General features: G+C 60.3%; 13 protein-coding genes. 5 read left to right on the top strand and 8 right to left on the bottom strand.

The window, feature by feature from the left end; all coding sequences use genetic code 11:
• Window positions 1-6: 6 nt before the first annotated feature.
• The 3 genes from CFE428DRAFT_RS18090 to CFE428DRAFT_RS18080 form a co-directional block, all read right to left on the bottom strand.
• Window positions 7-1,245 (bottom strand): 4-hydroxy-3-methylbut-2-enyl diphosphate reductase, encoded by a 1,239-nt coding sequence (locus CFE428DRAFT_RS18090; protein WP_006981070.1) that lies wholly within the window; start codon window positions 1,243-1,245, stop codon window positions 7-9.
• Between the two features lie 100 nt (window positions 1,246-1,345).
• Complete coding sequence (locus CFE428DRAFT_RS18085) at window positions 1,346-2,002, bottom strand: L,D-transpeptidase (protein WP_006981069.1); 657 nt, start codon at window positions 2,000-2,002, stop codon at window positions 1,346-1,348.
• A 90-nt stretch (window positions 2,003-2,092) separates the two neighbouring features.
• The gene (locus CFE428DRAFT_RS18080) at window positions 2,093-3,406 is read right to left on the bottom strand and encodes a Gfo/Idh/MocA family protein (protein ID WP_049975680.1); all 1,314 of its coding nucleotides are present in this window, start codon (window positions 3,404-3,406) and stop codon (window positions 2,093-2,095) included.
• Window positions 3,407-3,704: 298 nt separating this feature from the next.
• On the opposite strand from CFE428DRAFT_RS18080, the gene CFE428DRAFT_RS18075 reads away from it, so the two are divergent.
• Entirely contained in the window at window positions 3,705-4,373 is a 669-nt protein-coding gene (locus CFE428DRAFT_RS18075) for a YceH family protein (RefSeq protein ID WP_006981067.1), read from the top strand.
• Window positions 4,374-4,382: 9 nt separating this feature from the next.
• Here CFE428DRAFT_RS18075 and CFE428DRAFT_RS35090 read toward each other — a convergent pair whose 3' ends face one another.
• On the bottom strand, window positions 4,383-6,956 hold the full coding sequence (locus tag CFE428DRAFT_RS35090) for an HD domain-containing protein (RefSeq protein ID WP_006981066.1): 2,574 nt from the start codon (window positions 6,954-6,956) through the stop codon (window positions 4,383-4,385).
• A gap of 142 nt (window positions 6,957-7,098) precedes the next feature.
• On the opposite strand from CFE428DRAFT_RS35090, the gene CFE428DRAFT_RS18065 reads away from it, so the two are divergent.
• Window positions 7,099-8,268: a serine hydrolase domain-containing protein gene (locus CFE428DRAFT_RS18065; RefSeq protein WP_006981065.1), complete on the top strand. Its 1,170-nt coding sequence runs from the start codon at window positions 7,099-7,101 to the stop codon at window positions 8,266-8,268.
• 238 nt (window positions 8,269-8,506) lie between these two features.
• The gene (locus CFE428DRAFT_RS18060) at window positions 8,507-9,919 is read left to right on the top strand and encodes a neutral/alkaline non-lysosomal ceramidase N-terminal domain-containing protein (protein WP_006981064.1); all 1,413 of its coding nucleotides are present in this window, start codon (window positions 8,507-8,509) and stop codon (window positions 9,917-9,919) included.
• 38 nt (window positions 9,920-9,957) lie between these two features.
• Here the strand turns inward: CFE428DRAFT_RS18060 and CFE428DRAFT_RS18055 are convergent, their stop codons facing one another.
• Window positions 9,958-10,716, bottom strand: coding sequence for a creatininase family protein (locus tag CFE428DRAFT_RS18055; RefSeq protein ID WP_006981063.1), 759 nt, complete (start codon window positions 10,714-10,716; stop codon window positions 9,958-9,960).
• Window positions 10,717-10,915: 199 nt separating this feature from the next.
• Between CFE428DRAFT_RS18055 and CFE428DRAFT_RS18050 the strand changes: the two genes are divergently transcribed.
• Both CFE428DRAFT_RS18050 and CFE428DRAFT_RS18045 read left to right on the top strand, forming a co-directional pair.
• A complete protein-coding gene (locus tag CFE428DRAFT_RS18050) occupies window positions 10,916-11,575 on the top strand; it encodes a phosphoribosyltransferase (protein ID WP_006981062.1) in 660 nt (219 codons plus the stop codon).
• Window positions 11,576-11,786: 211 nt separating this feature from the next.
• Window positions 11,787-12,815: a ribokinase gene (locus CFE428DRAFT_RS18045; RefSeq protein WP_006981061.1), complete on the top strand. Its 1,029-nt coding sequence runs from the start codon at window positions 11,787-11,789 to the stop codon at window positions 12,813-12,815.
• A 145-nt stretch (window positions 12,816-12,960) separates the two neighbouring features.
• Here CFE428DRAFT_RS18045 and CFE428DRAFT_RS18040 read toward each other — a convergent pair whose 3' ends face one another.
• The 3 genes from CFE428DRAFT_RS18040 to CFE428DRAFT_RS18030 form a co-directional block, all read right to left on the bottom strand.
• Window positions 12,961-13,713, bottom strand: a complete 753-nt coding sequence (locus tag CFE428DRAFT_RS18040; RefSeq protein ID WP_006981060.1) for a hypothetical protein — start codon at window positions 13,711-13,713, stop codon at window positions 12,961-12,963.
• 82 nt (window positions 13,714-13,795) lie between these two features.
• Window positions 13,796-14,134 (bottom strand): hypothetical protein, encoded by a 339-nt coding sequence (locus CFE428DRAFT_RS18035; RefSeq protein ID WP_006981059.1) that lies wholly within the window; start codon window positions 14,132-14,134, stop codon window positions 13,796-13,798.
• A gap of 255 nt (window positions 14,135-14,389) precedes the next feature.
• Window positions 14,390-15,790, bottom strand: a complete 1,401-nt coding sequence (locus CFE428DRAFT_RS18030) for a reverse transcriptase family protein (RefSeq protein ID WP_202797460.1) — start codon at window positions 15,788-15,790, stop codon at window positions 14,390-14,392.
• Window positions 15,791-16,289 lie beyond the last annotated feature (499 nt).

The following is a 16,289-nucleotide window of genomic DNA, read 5'->3' as shown; positions in this document are numbered from 1 at the left end:
TGGTGATTAATTCCGCGCCACGGTCGCGCCGAGCAATTGCTGCGCGCTGATGCCGTGCAACTCGTAGATGCGCAGGATCGTTTCCTCGATGAGGTTGTTCGGGCAACTGGCGCCGGCGGTGAGACCAATGGTCACGGGACGCTCAGGGAGCCAGTTTTCCGTGGCGATCTCCTGCTTGGCGTGCTGGTCGAAATGGACGATGCGCTGGCGCGATTCCAGGCGGCCGGCATTGCGGATGAAATAGGTCGGCAGCTTGGCCTCGCCCATCTCGGCGAGGTGCGAGGTGTTCGAGCTATTGTAGCCGCCGATGACGAGCAGTAGGTCCATCCGCGAATCGAGCATTTCCTTGAGCGCATCCTGCCGCTCCTGAGTGGCGCCGCAGATGGTGTCGAAGAAACGGAAATTCTGTTTCGCCGGCTCGGCCCCGTCGCGGTCGCGGACGGCGGCCTCGATGCGGCGCTGCACTTCCTCGGTCTCGCCGCGCATCATCGTGGTCTGGTTGGCCACACCCACACGACGCAGGTGCCGGTCGGGATCGAAGCCCTCGCTGAACGCCCCGCGGAACTTCTCCAGGAACGCCGCCTTGTCTCCGCCGTGGCGGATATAATTGCAGACGTAATCGGTATCCGCGAGCGTGAGGACGACGAGATAGTGTCCCTTTCCACTCACCACCGCACGCGATGCGGTCGCCTTGGTTTCTTCGTGTGAGGCTTTGCCATGGATGATGGACGTCACATCGTCGCTGGCATTTTGCCGCACGCGCTTCCACACGCTCATCACGTCGCCACAAGTGGTGTCGACGATCTGGCAGCCGAGTTCCTTGATCCGCGCCAGGGTGCCCACATCAGTGCCGAAGGCCGGCACGATGACGACGTCATCGCCGCGCAAGTCCTGCACCTCCGCCTCCTTGTCCTTGCCGAGCAGGTTCTTGATGCCCAGCGCGACGATTTGCTCGTTCACCTCGGGGTTGTGGATGATTTCCCCGAGGATGAAGAGCCGGCGATCTTGAAAAACCTTCGCCGCCGCATAAGCGAGATCGATGGCGCGCTCGACGCCGTAGCAGAAGCCAAATTGCTTCGCCAGGCGCACGGTTACACCATCACAGCTCAACGTGCCACCACCGGCCCGCAGCTTCTCCACGATCTCGCTGCGGTAGTGCGACTCGACTTGGGCCTGCACCGCCGCCATGACGTCCGGAGTGCGGAGATTGACGCGGGCGGGCTTGGAGGAGTCGGATTGATCCATGGCAGGAAGCTCTTAATCGTCATCTTGATCTTCGCCTTAATCGCCGCTGTTCGTGCCGGATTAAGATTACGATCAGGATTAAGATTAAGAAAAGGGCTCGTTACGGACGGTCGACGAGGAGCGGTTCCGTCGGCTTGCTGAAGATGCGGTCGGAGATGAGGAGGCCCGGAAGCGGGTCCGGATCCGCGTAATCCAGCGGGCGTTTCATATTCTTGCCGATGGTCTGATCTTCGGGCTGGCTCTGAGCGATATTCACCGGGGTGCCGGGCTTCGCGAGCACATAGAATTTCGGCGCCACATTGTGGTGCAAGCGGATGCAGCCATGGGTGCGCGGCGTGGGCCACACGGCACCTTCATGAAAGCCGTAGCCGGGCGCGAATTCACTCCACCAAGCCATCGGGAAACCGACGTAATGGCCATGCGCTTCCTCGGCTTTCGCCGGCTGGATGTTGTCTCCGTTGACCGAGAAGCCATATTCACCCGAGCGCTTGTTCGGGATCTTGCCGGAGATACGGAAGTTACCCGTGGGTGTCGGATGGTCGGGCTTGCCGATGGCGCAGGCGGTTACGAGCAGCGGCGTATTCCCCTCCATCACGTAGACGGCACGATTCGAAAGCGAGACCTTGATGCGAACGTCATTCGGGTTGTGCGGCTTATACGCAACGACGTTGTACGTCGTGCGGGCGATAGGGCCATTGGCGCAACCGGTGAGCAGCGCGACAGCCGCGAGTGCGGTGAGAGTGAGAAGGCGTTTCATTGGTGGGTTTTTGAAGCTTGCTATGCAACGGTGCGAGCGAGGCTTTGTCAAATGCTTCGCCGTGGGACTGTCGGGTTTCTCGCGACAGGACTACGCCAGCGTCACGGGATACTGCTTCAGCTTCCACGGCGCGCGGTAGGGGCGCGAGTAGCTCTTGCAGCCGTGCGCCACTTGCGGATTGGCCAGGTCGAGCTTCTTCGCGTTCCATTCCACGGTCTTGCCGCTCTGGTAGGCGATGTTCGCGAGGTGGCAGCACATCGTGGTCTTGGCCATGGAATAGATGTCGCTCCGCGGCTTTTCGCGCGTCTTCACGCAATCGATGAAGTTCTGCCAGTGATCGTGCGGCGGTGATTTCTCAAATGCTTTCGGGCCGGGGTTATCCTTGTTTTCCGGGAACCACTGGTAATCCGTGCGATCCACGACCAGCGTGCCCTTCGTGCCGATGAATTCCGCGCCATGGGTGCGGCCGCCGTCGAGCCCGCGCCCATTGGTGAAACGCGTTTCCCAGTTCATGAGGAAATTCGGGAAGCGGTAGATGGCCTGCATCGTGTCCGGGGTATCGCGATCGTCTTTGAGCGCGTAGATGCCGCCATCGCAGGCCACGCTCAGCGGATCGCTCTGCTGCATGCCGAGGAAGACGATATCCATCATGTGCACGCCCCAGTCAGTAACGAGGCCGCCGCCGTAGTCGTAAAACCAGCGCCAGTTCCAGTGCGAACGGTTGGGATTGTAGGGCCGCTTTGGCGCCGGGCCGAGCCACATATCGTAGTTGAACCCTTCGGGCGCGGGACCGTCCGGCTTCGGCTCCATGGGTTTCGGCCAGCCGCCGAACGCACTGACAAACCACGCCCGGCACACGGCGATCGTGCCCATCTCCCCCGAGCGCACGAAATCGATCGCCGTCTGGAAATGCTTCACGCTGCGCTGCCAGGTGCCGATCTGGATCACGCGTTTGAAATGCTGCGCTGCGCCGAGCATGGACTTCGCTTCCATGATGTCGTGCGAAATCGGCTTCTCGCAATAAATGTCCTTCCCCGCCTCACACGCCGCGATGAAGGGAATGGCGTGCCAGTGATCCGGCGTGGCGATCAGCACGGCGTCGATATCCTTGCGATCAAGCACCTCACGGAAGTCGCCATACACCTTCGGGTCCGGCTGCCCGGCTTTTTTCAAAATCTCCAGCGCCTTGTCCTGCTGCGCCTTGTCGACGTCGCAGACCGCCGCGAATTCCACGCCTGGCACCTTCAGCAGTCCCGACATATTGCTGCGCCCCATCCCGCCCGCACCGATGATGCCCATCACCACCTTTTCATTCGCCCCCTGCGCGCGTGACATGACCCGCGCACTCAACCCGAGCCCCAACGCCGCGGTGGAAGTGCGAGTGAGAAACGAACGACGAGTCATGGGTGTTTTCATAGAGGGAACGAATGGGAAATTCCGGGAGAGGGAAGAAGCTTAGGAGTTTCCAGACGCCCGCGCGTTGCGGCAATCACATTCGCCGGGCCATCGGCACCGCCGACCGTGGCAGAACCGCCGCCAAAGAGTTTTTAAACGCAGAGGCCGCAGATTCGAAGCTTGGTGAGAAGTCCGCGGTGCCGTGGGGACAACCGCAGACAGAAGTGAGGGGGTGCTGATGATCTCTCATTGGATGTTGGATGTTCGGCGTTGGATGTTGGATGTTCTCTCCTAGTCCCTCGCAAGCATGTCCACCTTCGCTCTCACTCCCGTCGAATCCCGTGTCCTCGGCTGCCTTATCGAAAAGGAACGCACCACGCCGGAAAACTACCCACTCTCAATCAACGGCCTCACCGCTGCCTGCAACCAGAGCACCAATCGCGAGCCGGTGATGTCGCTCGATGAAAAAACCGTCGAGAACGGCGTGAACGCCTTGCGCGAAAAGAAACTGGCCAGCGTCATCTTCGGCGCCGGCTCGCGCGTGCAGAAATATAAACACCGCCTGCTCGAGCACTATGAGCTCAACCTCCGCGAAGTCGCCCTCCTCTGTGTGCTCCTCTTGCGCGGACCGCAGACTCCCGGCGAACTCCGCGGCCGCACCGAGCGCCTCTCGCCTTTCGAAAGTACCGCCGAGGTCGAAATCTGCCTCGACGAACTTGCCCGCGGCGATTCCCCGCTCGTCCTCAAACAACCCGCCCGCCCCGGCCAAAAGGAAGCCCGCTACGTCCAACTCCTCTCCGCCGAAGTCCCTGAGCAAGACCTGGCCTCAACGATTTCGTATCAGCCCTCTGCCATTTCCTCCGAGCCCGCCACTCCCTCCAAACTGGAAGCCCTCACCACCGAAGTCGCCACCCTCCGCACCGAACTCGAACAACTCCGCGAAGAGTTTCGCACCTTTCGGAGGCAATTTGAGTAGAGTAACTATTTACTCTCTTTCTTTCAAGCTTACAACAACCGCGCCAATTGGACCAAACGGACCTTGCGCCACATTATCAACACTGCGCCACGTCAGCTTCACACCACGCTCATTCGCTGTTCGATAAATGCAATCGATGATGCTGAAGTTGGCCTCGGGTATGCCGGGCGCGCTAAACTTTAGCGACGACAAACCTGAATTTCGAAGCGGCAAAATGAGCGCCATCCCGACCAACCCCTGGATGTTGTGATGAAGCTCCACGTGGTCGATTTGGTTGGATTTAAGCAATGCAAAATCGGCCCGATTTAAAGAACTCAACACCTCATCGAATGTTTGAAAATGAAACCCACCGTTATAGCTTACTAGTAACCGAGCGATGGGACGGGGGTCGATTTTAAAATGCGATAAACTGCAGGCAGCAAAGAAGTGTTCTTCGGGTTTTAGTTTCATCTGCTGGAGGAGCAATACTTGCTCGCGCGCCCACGCGGACATCACAAAGTCCGACGCCGCGATGGCCTCTGTTCCACGTGCGGCAGTTCGACAAAAGTGATCGATATAACCGATAAATCGCTCACCCGAACGCCCATGCATGTTACCAGCCAACCCTCCGACCGTTCCCACACCAAGAAAGTCTTGCCCGAAGGACCTAGTTGATATCGCTGCCATTCCGAGGAGTTTCCCATTTTCAACAATTGGTCGTAACCGGTGAGCATTTTCTTTGATGTAACTATCCAAAGAAGGATCACTTTGAACGCGGGCAAAGGAGATCGCTCGAAGCCACTTTTCATAGGCTTGTTCGGACAAAGGTTGAGCGGCGTGAACCATAGTAGAAACGCCGTTTGGCTCTACGCACCAGACGTCAACGTCCAGACCCGCGACCAATGCCGCAACGTATTCGGTTATCTTGCAGGAAATATTTTTCGCGCCCATGGTGTTCCGTCTGATCAAAACCTCATTCTCGTCTTTTAAGGCTCCGATCTTGAGCGAAAGAATCACGCGGGTAGAGGTGCTGAAATCAGGTCTCTTCCCCTCGATCAGCAACGGACGAAGCGACAGCCCACGGGAAAAGCGGAGTTCGCATGTCGATTCGAGAGATGCATCCCATCGACGGCTTATTACCGAAACCGCATCCGCGATCATAAACGATGAATAGAAGCCTATCCCAAAACGACCAATTGATTGAAAACCGGACGCACGAAGGCCCGGGAACTCGCTACGGACAAGAGAGGATACCCAAAAGCTTGTACCAAAATCCAATAACGGTCCTGTAAGAACTCTTTTGGACATTCCAACGCCATCGTCTTCAATGATCAACACTAACCCGTCGCCGTCTCTATGGATGCGAAGACGAATAGAACCAACAAAGTCGCGCTGAATAAATCGCCTCGCCGAGATCGCATCCCTCGAATTTTGAAACAACTCTCGAAGAACCACGCCTAGTTTATCCTCACTTCCATAAAGCTGCTCACCCCCGAGCGTCTTAACTAGTTTTTCGATGTTGCCAACGTGTATTTCTGCCGAGCAGGGGGACCACCCAACCGTCTGAATTAAGCTCGCCATCGTTTCAGGGGAACCGGCTCCACGAACGGATTTCACGGCAAACGGCGGCGAACTTGAGACGCCTCGTTCGATTAATAGAGTATTCGACGATCTGATTTCCTTTTCGGCGAGACACGCCGCATCGTAGGCGATCCACCAGGACTCAGCTTCGGACAGCGGGAATCCCCTAGTGGAAGTGACTACGATAGTCTCACCTAATTTATCGCTAATATCTAAAGCGGGCCGTCCAATCCAATTCTGAGCTTGCCAATGCTTCAGAGAAATTCCACGTCGCCGGAGCAGTGCGTGAAGAAAATCGGGCGCACGATTATTATCAAAACTTAGCGCGTCAGCACATCTCAGAAGGCAAGCGATCTTAATCGGATCTACGCGCCAGGCTGATGGCAATTCGCCTGACGCATTGAATTGCCCTGGCAGACGGGAGGAAATATCTTCGATATCCCAATGATGGCTCGCCGCGATTCGACCGATTAGTGGCCCCAAATGAATCCGCAGATGATCATCGGTAATTAAATACCGCTTTTCTGAAGTCGCAGGATCACTCCACGCTATCTCTGCGAGTTGCATTGCTTGGCTTGCGTGCAATTCTCTCAAAGCCAGAAAATCCGCGGCGGAGCGCTTCTCCTGATCGGACCGCGCATCAGAATCTGCACATTCCGAAGCATAAGCATCGGCCCACGTCACAGAAGAGCGGACCGCCTCTACGCCACCATCGTACGCTTCGAAGCAAAGGGCCGCGTCGTGGAAAAGAATGGCGCCTCCAAGCACAAACCCCTCGAGCGGATTCAACGGATATCCAGAACCCGCCAGCAAAGAAGCACTTTCCCAAAGTGCGTCTAAATGAGCTATTCCATGAACAGTAAGCCCCGGAAGTTGCGCTTGAATCCGCGCGGTTAAAACGTCGATGCGAGATCGGAATTTACGAAACTCATTTCGAAGCCTTTCTCGATACCCTTCCAACGGATCATCAATTTGCGCCAAAGTAGTTTTCCACAGCGCAGTTTGCTCAAACTCTGAATTCATAGTTTTAGCCAGTTATATCTCTTATCATTTATATCGTGGCAAATTTATCAATCGCCTTGCTCAAGAGCTGTCCGCATTTTGAATTCTTCACTGATTATTTATGATCTTCAACACTAGAGCAGTTTAGGCTGCAATACTGGATATGTATTCAAATCGACTGTGTGTCCTTGCCTCCGCCCTTTTTGTCGCAAACGCCCTCGGAGTCGAGCCCACCCTCCCCAAGATCGGTGCGGCCATTGAGGACATGGTGGCGAAGAAGGAGGTCGCCGGGGCGGTGACGGTAGTGGTGACGAAGGACAGGGTGTTGCATCTCGAGGCGACGGGGTTGGCGGATGTGGCTTCGAATCGGCCGATGGCGACGGATTCGCTCTTTTGGATCGCTTCGATGACCAAGCCGACCACCGGGACGGCGGTGCTGATGTTGCAGGATGAAGGGAAGCTGAAGGTCAGTGATCCGGTGGCGAAATACCTTCCGGAATTTGCGGCGCTGAAGACGCCCTCGGGCAAGCCGGCGAATCTCACCATCGCGCAACTGATGACGCACACCTCGGGACTCGGCGAAGCCGATGCGGAGAAGGCGAAGCAGGCGCGCACGCTGGCGGAGATGATCCCGCTCTTCCTCGCAGCGCCGATGCAATATGAGCCGGGCGAGAAATGGAAATACACGCAGAGCGGGATCAATACGGCGGCGCGCATCGTGGAGGTGGTCAGCGGACAGACGTTCGATCAATTTCTGCAACAGCGGTTGTTCGATCCGCTCGGGATGAAGGACACGACTTTCTATATGACCGAAGCGCAACACGCGCGATTGGCGACGGCCTATGCGAAGAACAAAGAGACTGGTGCGCTGGAGGCCGTGCCGCCGCGCGCGGATTACGATGGAACGCGGAAGCGTCCGCCGCAAGGCAATGGCGGGCTCTACTCGACCGGGCCGGACTACGCGCGCTTTTGCCAGATGTTGCTCGGCGGTGGCGAACGAGAGGGGCATCGCTATCTCAGCGCGGAGGCGATGCGGTATCTCACCACACCGCAGACGGGCGATCTGCCGACCGGGTTTTTCCAGAACTCGACCTTCGGCCAGTACGGGATGAATTATGGCTGGGGTATCGGCGTGTGCATTTTGAAGAAGCCGCATGAGGGCGTGGCGGCGATGCTATCGCCTGGCACGTTTGGTCACGGCGGTGCGTGGGGCACGCAGGCTTGGGTCGATCCGGTCAAGGGGGTGGCTTATGTGCTGATGGTGCAACGGTCGAATTTTCCGAACAGCGATGCGAGTCCGGTGCGGCGCGCGTTTCAGGAAGCGGCTCAATAGGGAAGTTGATAGTTGAGAGTTGAGAGTTGAGAGCCGCGCTTCGTGTGGCAGGGCGTTGGAACTACAGCGATAATCTGCGAGCGTCGGGTTCGCTGAACCCGGATGGAGGCAACTGATAGCCGCGCAGGGTGTGCGCGACGGCATCACGTGACCTTCTCTTTTCATCACTAATGTTTCATTTTGTTTTGGATGATGCTTTAGCGATTACATTGCCCATTCACCACCCTCGTTTCCCCCTATGCTCTCTCGACTCGTCGCCCTCCTTGTTGTCTCCGCTGCCGTCACGGCTTCTGCTGGTGAGTTCAAAGCCGGCGCCGCCGCGGAAGTCATCACGCCGCCTCTCGGCACAGTGATCAACGGCAACTTCCGTCCAATCCCTGCCGCCAATGTCCACGATGAACTTCACGCCCGCGCGCTCGTGCTGACCGATGGCAAGACCACGCTCGCTTTTGTCGTCGTCGACAATTGCCTGATCCCGCGCGAGGTCTTCGATGCGGCGAAGAAAATCCTCACCGAGGAGGTCGCGCTGCCGCCGGAGAATGTGATGATGTCGTCCACGCACTCGCACTCGTGCGGCTCGGTGGCCGGCGTGTATCTCACTCCGCCAAGCGAGGAGTATCGGGCGCAAATGCCGCGCTACATTGCCGACGCCGTCCGCCGCGCGATGCATAATTTCGCGCCGGCGCGCATCGCCTGGGGCAGTGCCAGCCTGCCGGACGAAGTCCATTGCCGGCGTTGGCGGCTGAAGGAAGGCGCGAAGGCGCCGAATCCCTTTGGCGGCAATGATCTCGTGAAGATGAACCCGGGCGTCAATAACCCCGATCTCGTCGAACCGGCTGGGCCAACCGATCCGCAGATTTCCTTCATCGCCGTGCAACACGCCGACGGCCGCCCGCTCGCGCTCTTCGCCAACTACTCGCTGCATTATGTCGGCGGCGTCGGCCCGGGCGATCTCTCCGCGGATTACTACGGTGTGTTTGCCGATCGCATCCAGCAACTGCTCGGCGCCGATCGCCAGGATCCGCCTTTCGTCGGCATCATGAGCAACGGCACCAGCGGCGATATCAACAACATCCCCTTCCGCGGCCCGGACAACCGGGCAAAAGGACCGTACGCGCAAATCAACAAGGTCGCCGATGAGGTCGCGACCGAAGTGCAGCACGCCCTCGCCGGCGTGCAGTGGCATGACGACGTCCCCCTGCGTGTAGCCACACGCGAACTCACGCTCGCCACGCGCAAGCCCTCCGCGGAGGACGTGGAAAAAGCCAAAGCCATCGTCGCCGATCGCCCTCCGCTCGCGCTGAAGACGGCGTCGGAAATCTATGCGCGCGAGCAGATCCTCCTCGCGCAATATCCCGACACCATCACCATGCCGCTCACGGCGTTTCGCATCGGCGATCTCGCGGTGGCCGGCTGGCCGAATGAAGTCTTCGCCATCTCCGGTCTCGCGATGAAAAAGGATTCGCCGATCAAGCCGATGTTCACCATCTCGCTGGCCAATGGCTGGTACGGTTATCTGCCCACGCCCGAGCAACACCCGCTCGGCGGTTATGAGACGTGGCGCTCACGCACGAGTTATCTCGAGGTCGGCGCCGAGCCGAAAATCCGGCAGGCGTTGCTGGAAGTGCTGGGACAGTTGGCGAAGCCGTAGCGGAGGCCACCCCGGCGCGTGAGACACTCCCTACAACTTTACCCGTTCCAACTCTTGCCATCCCATTTAATCACCCGCTCGATCATCGAGGCCACGTCATCGGAAAAGACGCGGAAGAGCGTTTCGCCCTTGTCGGCCGTGGAGAAGCGCGGGCGGCCGATGTGGCCGGGTTCGGAGCGCTCACGGGTGATCCATCCGCGCGAAGCGGGAGTGAAGGGCGTGCCGAAAGCCACCGGCGGAGCCTGCTTGTAATCGCCCACGAGGTGCGGCGCGAGGCGCAGCATCATCGACGTCTCCCATTCGCAGGCATGGCCCATCTCCCGTTGCACGATCGCCGGATCGGCATCCCACGGACGCGAGCCGAGGCTCCAGTAAGTCGCAAAAAGAAATAACACGTCGTCGAGTTCTCGATGGCGTTGCCGCAACTCGAAGATCGCCTGGCGGCCCGGCACGTCGTTCCCGCCATGCCCGTTCACGAAGAAGAAACGGCGGAATCCGTGATGGAGAAAATTCTCCGCCAACCCGTTGAGCATATCGAGATACACCCGTGGCGCGGCCGAAAGCGTTCCGGCAAAATCGAGATGATGTTCCGAATTTCCCAGCCACTGGAGCGGCGCAAACAGCGCCTTCTCTTCAAACCGCGGCACCACGCGCCGAATCACTTCCCCGAGTAACAGACTGTCGGTGAACACCGGCAGGTGATGCCCATGCTGTTCGAGCGCGGCCAGGGGAAAAATGATCGGCGTATCCTTTGGCAAAGCGGCCACCGCGGGCCAGGGAAGATCGACGAGTTGCATTACGTGATTTTGCCAAAGGAATTTGGCGCATGGCCAGCGGTTTGCAGGGCGGAGTATTTGAGTCGCATTGAAAAAGTATCCCGGTGCGAGCGCATTTCGAACACCCAACGCCCGCCTCCACCGCGATTCAGTGGGTTGGCCGTAAGACTCGTTTCGCGAGCCCGCGATAACAAGTAATTAACGAACGATATATGCAGCCATGGATCTGATCTTTCATGATCGGCGCGAGGCGGGGCGGATCCTCGCGTCGCACTTGCGCAACTACACCGGGCGCGAGGACGTCATCGTCCTCGGCCTGGCGCGGGGCGGCGTTCCCGTGGCTTTCGAGGTCGCACGGCAGATTGGTGTGCCGCTCGACGTCTTCGTCGTGCGCAAGCTCGGCGTGCCCGGCCATGAAGAACTCGCCATGGGAGCCATCGCCTCCGGTGGCGTGCGCGTGTTGAACCCATCGGTGATGCGCTGTCTCAACGAACCGGAACGCGCATTGGCGGCCAGCACCTTGGAACAGACACGCGAACTCACCCGGCGCGAGGCGGATTATCGCGAAGGCCGGTCGCCGCTCGCGCTCCGCGGCCAGACCGCCATCCTCGTGGATGACGGTCTGGCCACGGGTGCGAGCATGCGTGCCGCCATCGCGGCCCTGCGCCAGCAGGGCGTCGCCCGCATCGTGGTCGCGGTGCCCGTTGCCGCCCCCGAGATCTGCGAAGAGTTCGAAGATGAAGTCGATGAATTCATCTGCGCGAGCAAGCCGAGTTATTTCCATTCGGTCGGTGAATTCTACAAGGACTTCTCGCAAACCACGGATGAAGAAGTGCGCGAACTTCTCGCGCGCGCGGAAGCGGATTTGAAGGGGAAATAAGGGGGAGGTAGAACATCCAACGTCCAACATCGAACACCCAACATCCAATGGTCTGCTGCGGGACGCTTCGGGAAAAGGTTAACGTACCGTGGGGACCGACGTTTTGATCCCAAAACGAATCGGCGATGATTGCCGATCGCGCGCCGAGCCCTCCTGATCGGATGTTCGATGTTGGGTGTTCATTCCCCTCATTTGCGGTTAAACCTCCCCGATGCCCAAGCGCCCACCCCCCTCTTCCCCGCGCGTCGTCGTCATCGGCGGGGCGAACACCGACTTCCTCGTCCGCGCGCCGCGGTTGCCGCTCCCGGGTGAAACCGTGAATGGCGAGGAATTCGACCACGCCGAAGCCGGAGGCAAGGGCGCGAATCAGGCCGTGGCCGCGGCGCGCCTCGGTGCACGGGTCACCTTCGTCGGACGCGTGGGCGCCGATGATCGCGGACGCGCTCTGCTGCGCCGCCTCGCCGCCGAGGGCATCGACGGGCGGGACGTGGTCCGGGACCCTCGCAGTCACACCGGCGTCGCGCTAATCAGCGTCGACGCCGGCGGCGAGAAACAAATCCTCGTGTCTCCCGGCGCCAATCAGCGCCTCAGCGCGGCCGATGTGCGGCGCCCTGCCGTGGCTCGCGCTATCGCCGGCGCCGATGTCCTCATTCTCCAATTCGAAGTCCCCCTCACGGCCAGTCTCGCTGCTGCTCGCCTTGCTCATCGCGCCGGCGTTCCCATCGTCCTCGATCCAGCGCCGGCTTTGCGCAATCCGCCGCCGAATATCGCGAAACAGCTAACCGCGCTCTTGCGAACCGTCACCGTCCTGCGCGCCAACGAACACGAAGCCGAGGCCCTCACCGGCATCCGCGTGACGGACGGTTCCACCGCCCAAATAGCCGCCGAATATTTGCTCACCAAATTCGGCCTCCGCGCGACCGTCATCGCTGCGGGGCAAGGCAACCTCGCCGTCTGGCACGAGTCGGCGTCGGCCGTGCGCCGTCCCCCATCCACTGTTCCCCTCCGCACTTTCTACCTTCCCCGTCTGCGGGTGAAAGCCATCGACGCCACCGGCGCGGGTGACGCCTTCGCCGCGGCCCTGGCCGTGGCACTCGCTGAAGGACAACCGATTCCGAACGCCGCGCACTTCGCCAACGTCACAGCCGCTCTCGCGACCACCAAACTCGGGGCGCAACCGGCCCTGCCGACGCGGGCCGCGGTATTGAAATTCCTGCGGAGCGCCGTCACGAGCGAATAGGACACCGGCAACGAATTCGCGAGATGAATTCATTTGAGAGAACGCGGAAAACAAATGGGACAATCAGCAGATTACCTGCCGATTGTCCCATGAAGGATTGTTCCCTGTTTTATCGAGCGGGTTCCTCGGGCTGTCGGCTGGCAGCTTACTTGGCCGGCGAAGCGTTCCAGACCTTGATGTCGTCGAAGAGGCCGCTCTTGCCGGAGACACCGAGTTCGATCTTGGACTTGGTCTCGTGGCCGATGCCCGGCGACTTGAAGTAGGCGACCGGCGTGCCGTCGATGGTCACGCGCATTTGTTCACCCACGGTCTCGACGACGAGCGTGTACCACTTGCCCTGCTCGAGCTTGTGCGCGAGCGGGAAGCTGATGGTGTGGGTCGAGAGGAGCTTGCCGATCTCCTCCTTGTTCTTGACCGGGTCTTTGCGGAGCTCGATAAGCTGGTTGCTCTGCGTGCCGTCGCGCTCGTCGAGGATTTTCACCTGGTCGAGGAGGACCTGGGCGCGGCAAAGATGGCCGTAGTGCGAGCCAGTGAATTTGCGGTCGTCGAACTCGACGTCCATCAGGGTGTTGCCTTCAAAACGGATCTTCACTTCGACGACGCTGTCCTTGGTGGGCAATTCGAGGCCGTAGACGGCAGCGTGCTTGGTGACCGCCGGCTTGCCGTCCTGCGCGGGGACGTCCTGATCGCGGGTTTGGGTGCCCTTGAGGACGCCGTTTTCAAAGGTGAAAGTGTCGACCACGCGATGCCACTTCGCATCGTGGGTGGTGCCATTGAAATCATCGGAGAAGAGCAACTCGCCTTTCTTGGCGATGGACTCTTTCGGAATCTCCGGAAGCTGGGCGGCGAAAGCAGCAGACGAAAGGAGAGCAAGGGTCAGGAGGGTGTGGAAACGCATGGGGAGTAGAGTGTGAGGGAGCGAAGCTTTAGCGCGCCGATTTGTTAGGGACAATGTCCGAATTCGCTGGGAAATGAGGTGATCAGGAAAGCGACGCCGCGTCCTTGCGATGCTGCATGCCGCGGATGACGGTGAGCAGCAATTGCAGACGGCGTTGGGCGCGACGCTCCGCGGCACCCTGCAGGCCAATTAACGCGCTTTGCAGTAGGAAACACGGAAACAACGCATTCACCAATCCCGGCGAAAGGTGGGAATGGAAGATCACAGCCGCCAGGAATCCGGCGACGAGCCAGAAGACAATATTTAGGAACAGGTATTGACCCCAAATGCCACTTTGCGCGTCGCGATTGAGTTCAAGCATGGCCTTGAGTTCATCGGGTAGCGGGTCGGGAAACGAAGCGGGCTGGGTTGGAGAAGACATAGACATTCCGGGGTTGAATTCCGAGTCTGAGCGTGCCGCGCCAACCTCGTGGAGACGAGGAGAAAGGGTGGCGGCGAATCGCTGGGGAGCGCGCCCGTCCCGGGTGCTGGTTTCGGCGTCTCGCCGAAACGAACTTTGATTCGCTGACGATTCAAAGTTCTCGTGCAGCCGAGCGGGATGGAAGTCCGCGACGGCGGGACGCCGTTGCCAGCACGCGGGACGCATGCGCTCCCCGGAGCTCTGTCGCGCCGCGCCTTACTTTGGCAGTGCGTCGAATTCCGCCTTCAGCTTTTTGCCGCGTTCAGGATTCACCATTTGCATATAGGCGATCATGCCGCCGACCCAGGCGGCGAAGTGCGGGTGCTGTTCGCGGTTTTGCGCGGCGAGCCCTTCGGTCTTCGCCCGGTGCAGAATGGCCCGCAGGCGGCGCACGGTTTCGCGCGGAACGTTGGGGCGTTTGTTGACGACGATGCCGGTGACCGTCTGCTGCGCGCTCGGACGCTGCACGCGCGTCTTGGTTTCGTTGACCGTGAAGTTTTCTTCCTGCGCGATGTGGCGAAGGCGGGCGAGGATCCAGGCGGTTTTCTGCGCGGGTGCGCCGCTGGTGGAAAAGGTCAGGTCGTCGGCGTAGCGCGTGTAATCCCAGCCGAGCTTGCGGGCGAGTCCGGTGAGGCGGGCGTCGAGGCCACGCGCGGCGAGATTGGAAAGCGCGGGACTGGTGCAGGCGCCCTGCGGCAAGGCGCGAGGGCCAGTCGCGACGTGCAACTCACGGCCGGCGTAAGTCACGCGCTGGCGCGGGCACTCGGTGCAGAGCAGCGCGAGGATGGTGGCGACGGCGGGCGAGTAGCCGAGTTCTTGAAAGATACCCTTCACCCGCGGGAAGGTGATCGTCGGGAAGAAGTTCTTCAGATCGGCATTCACCACCACATCGCGGCGGACGTGTGGCACGGCGTTGCTCATCGTGCCGCGATGGGCGACGAATCCATGGGCGGCCTCGTGCAGCGGAATGCGATCCAGGATGTTGAGCTTGATCCAGAGCTGGCACCGCGCCATCTCGCGGTGCGGCGCGGCGAGCTCGCGGGTGCCGCCGGATTTCTTGGGAATGGTGAACCGCACGTAATGCGTGACGGCACACGCCTCGCTGTGAAAGGCGAGCCAGCGCAGACGCGAAATTTCGAGGTCGAGCACTTTGGCGACATCGCCGGAAGTGGCCAGCACCGGCAGGTTAAGCTGCTGGAGCTTCTCGACATTCGCCCGGCGATCCGCGAGGCCGCCGGAGACGCCACGGCCGAGGAAAATGATATCGGTGGCGCGCCGCTGCGCGACGGCCTCGGCGTGCTTCCGTTGGCGTTCGGCGGACTCGGCGATCTTCTGTTCCTTGCGCCGGCGACGTTCCTCCTGGTCCGCGGCAACGGCGTGGTCGGCCACATTGCCGATACCGGCGAGATCGGGCCGCAGCTCGGCCATCTTCGCGCCCACATCATGAATCTCCACGAGTTGCTCGGGCGTGAGCAGACCTTGCGCGACCATCGCGCGATCGATGAGCAAGGTGCGCGGCTGGGTGGGCGCGGGAATCTGGTCGCGCCGGTCATAATTGACACTCGCCCAATTCCACTTGATGCCGCGCGCCTGTTTCTTCGCTTCTTCGGCGCTCACCGGCGTGAACTGGCCGGCGTCGAGATTCAGCGTTGTGCTCCGCGGAGGTGCCGAGCGCGGCGGCGACGGTTGGGCCGGCCGAGCGGCTCCAGCGGCCGGAGGGATCGGCGGTGGCGCGCCGGGCGTGTATGGCCGATCCCCCGGACGCGGTACCGGAGGAGGCGGAGACGATCGCCGGGGTTGGGGCTTCGAGCCTTTGAAAAGCTGCCTCAAGAGCACGACGAGGGCTCCAGCAATGGCGCCAAGGGGAATCATGAAACTCGCGTCGAGGAGAAGAAGGAGAGTGGCGGGTGGTCTCACTGACTACTCGCTCAGGACCGAGACCGTTAACCAAGGCACCGCCCGCTACCGTCGTGGGCGGAACCCTTGGGTTGTCTTGGCCGCCCGCGACGGTAGCGGGCGGTGCCAAACGAACAACGGCCTTGGGGAAGCATGGCTGGGCAAACGCAACCGCGGCGGAACGCCGCAGCATGGTGGTCTCAGTGAAGACCAGCCCGCC

Origin of the sequence: Chthoniobacter flavus Ellin428 (assembly GCF_000173075.1) — a bacterium.
GTDB classification, from domain to species: Bacteria; Verrucomicrobiota; Verrucomicrobiia; order Chthoniobacterales; family Chthoniobacteraceae; genus Chthoniobacter; species Chthoniobacter flavus.
Note: the sequence above shows the minus strand (reverse complement) of the source record. Positions and strands in the feature narration are given on the sequence as shown.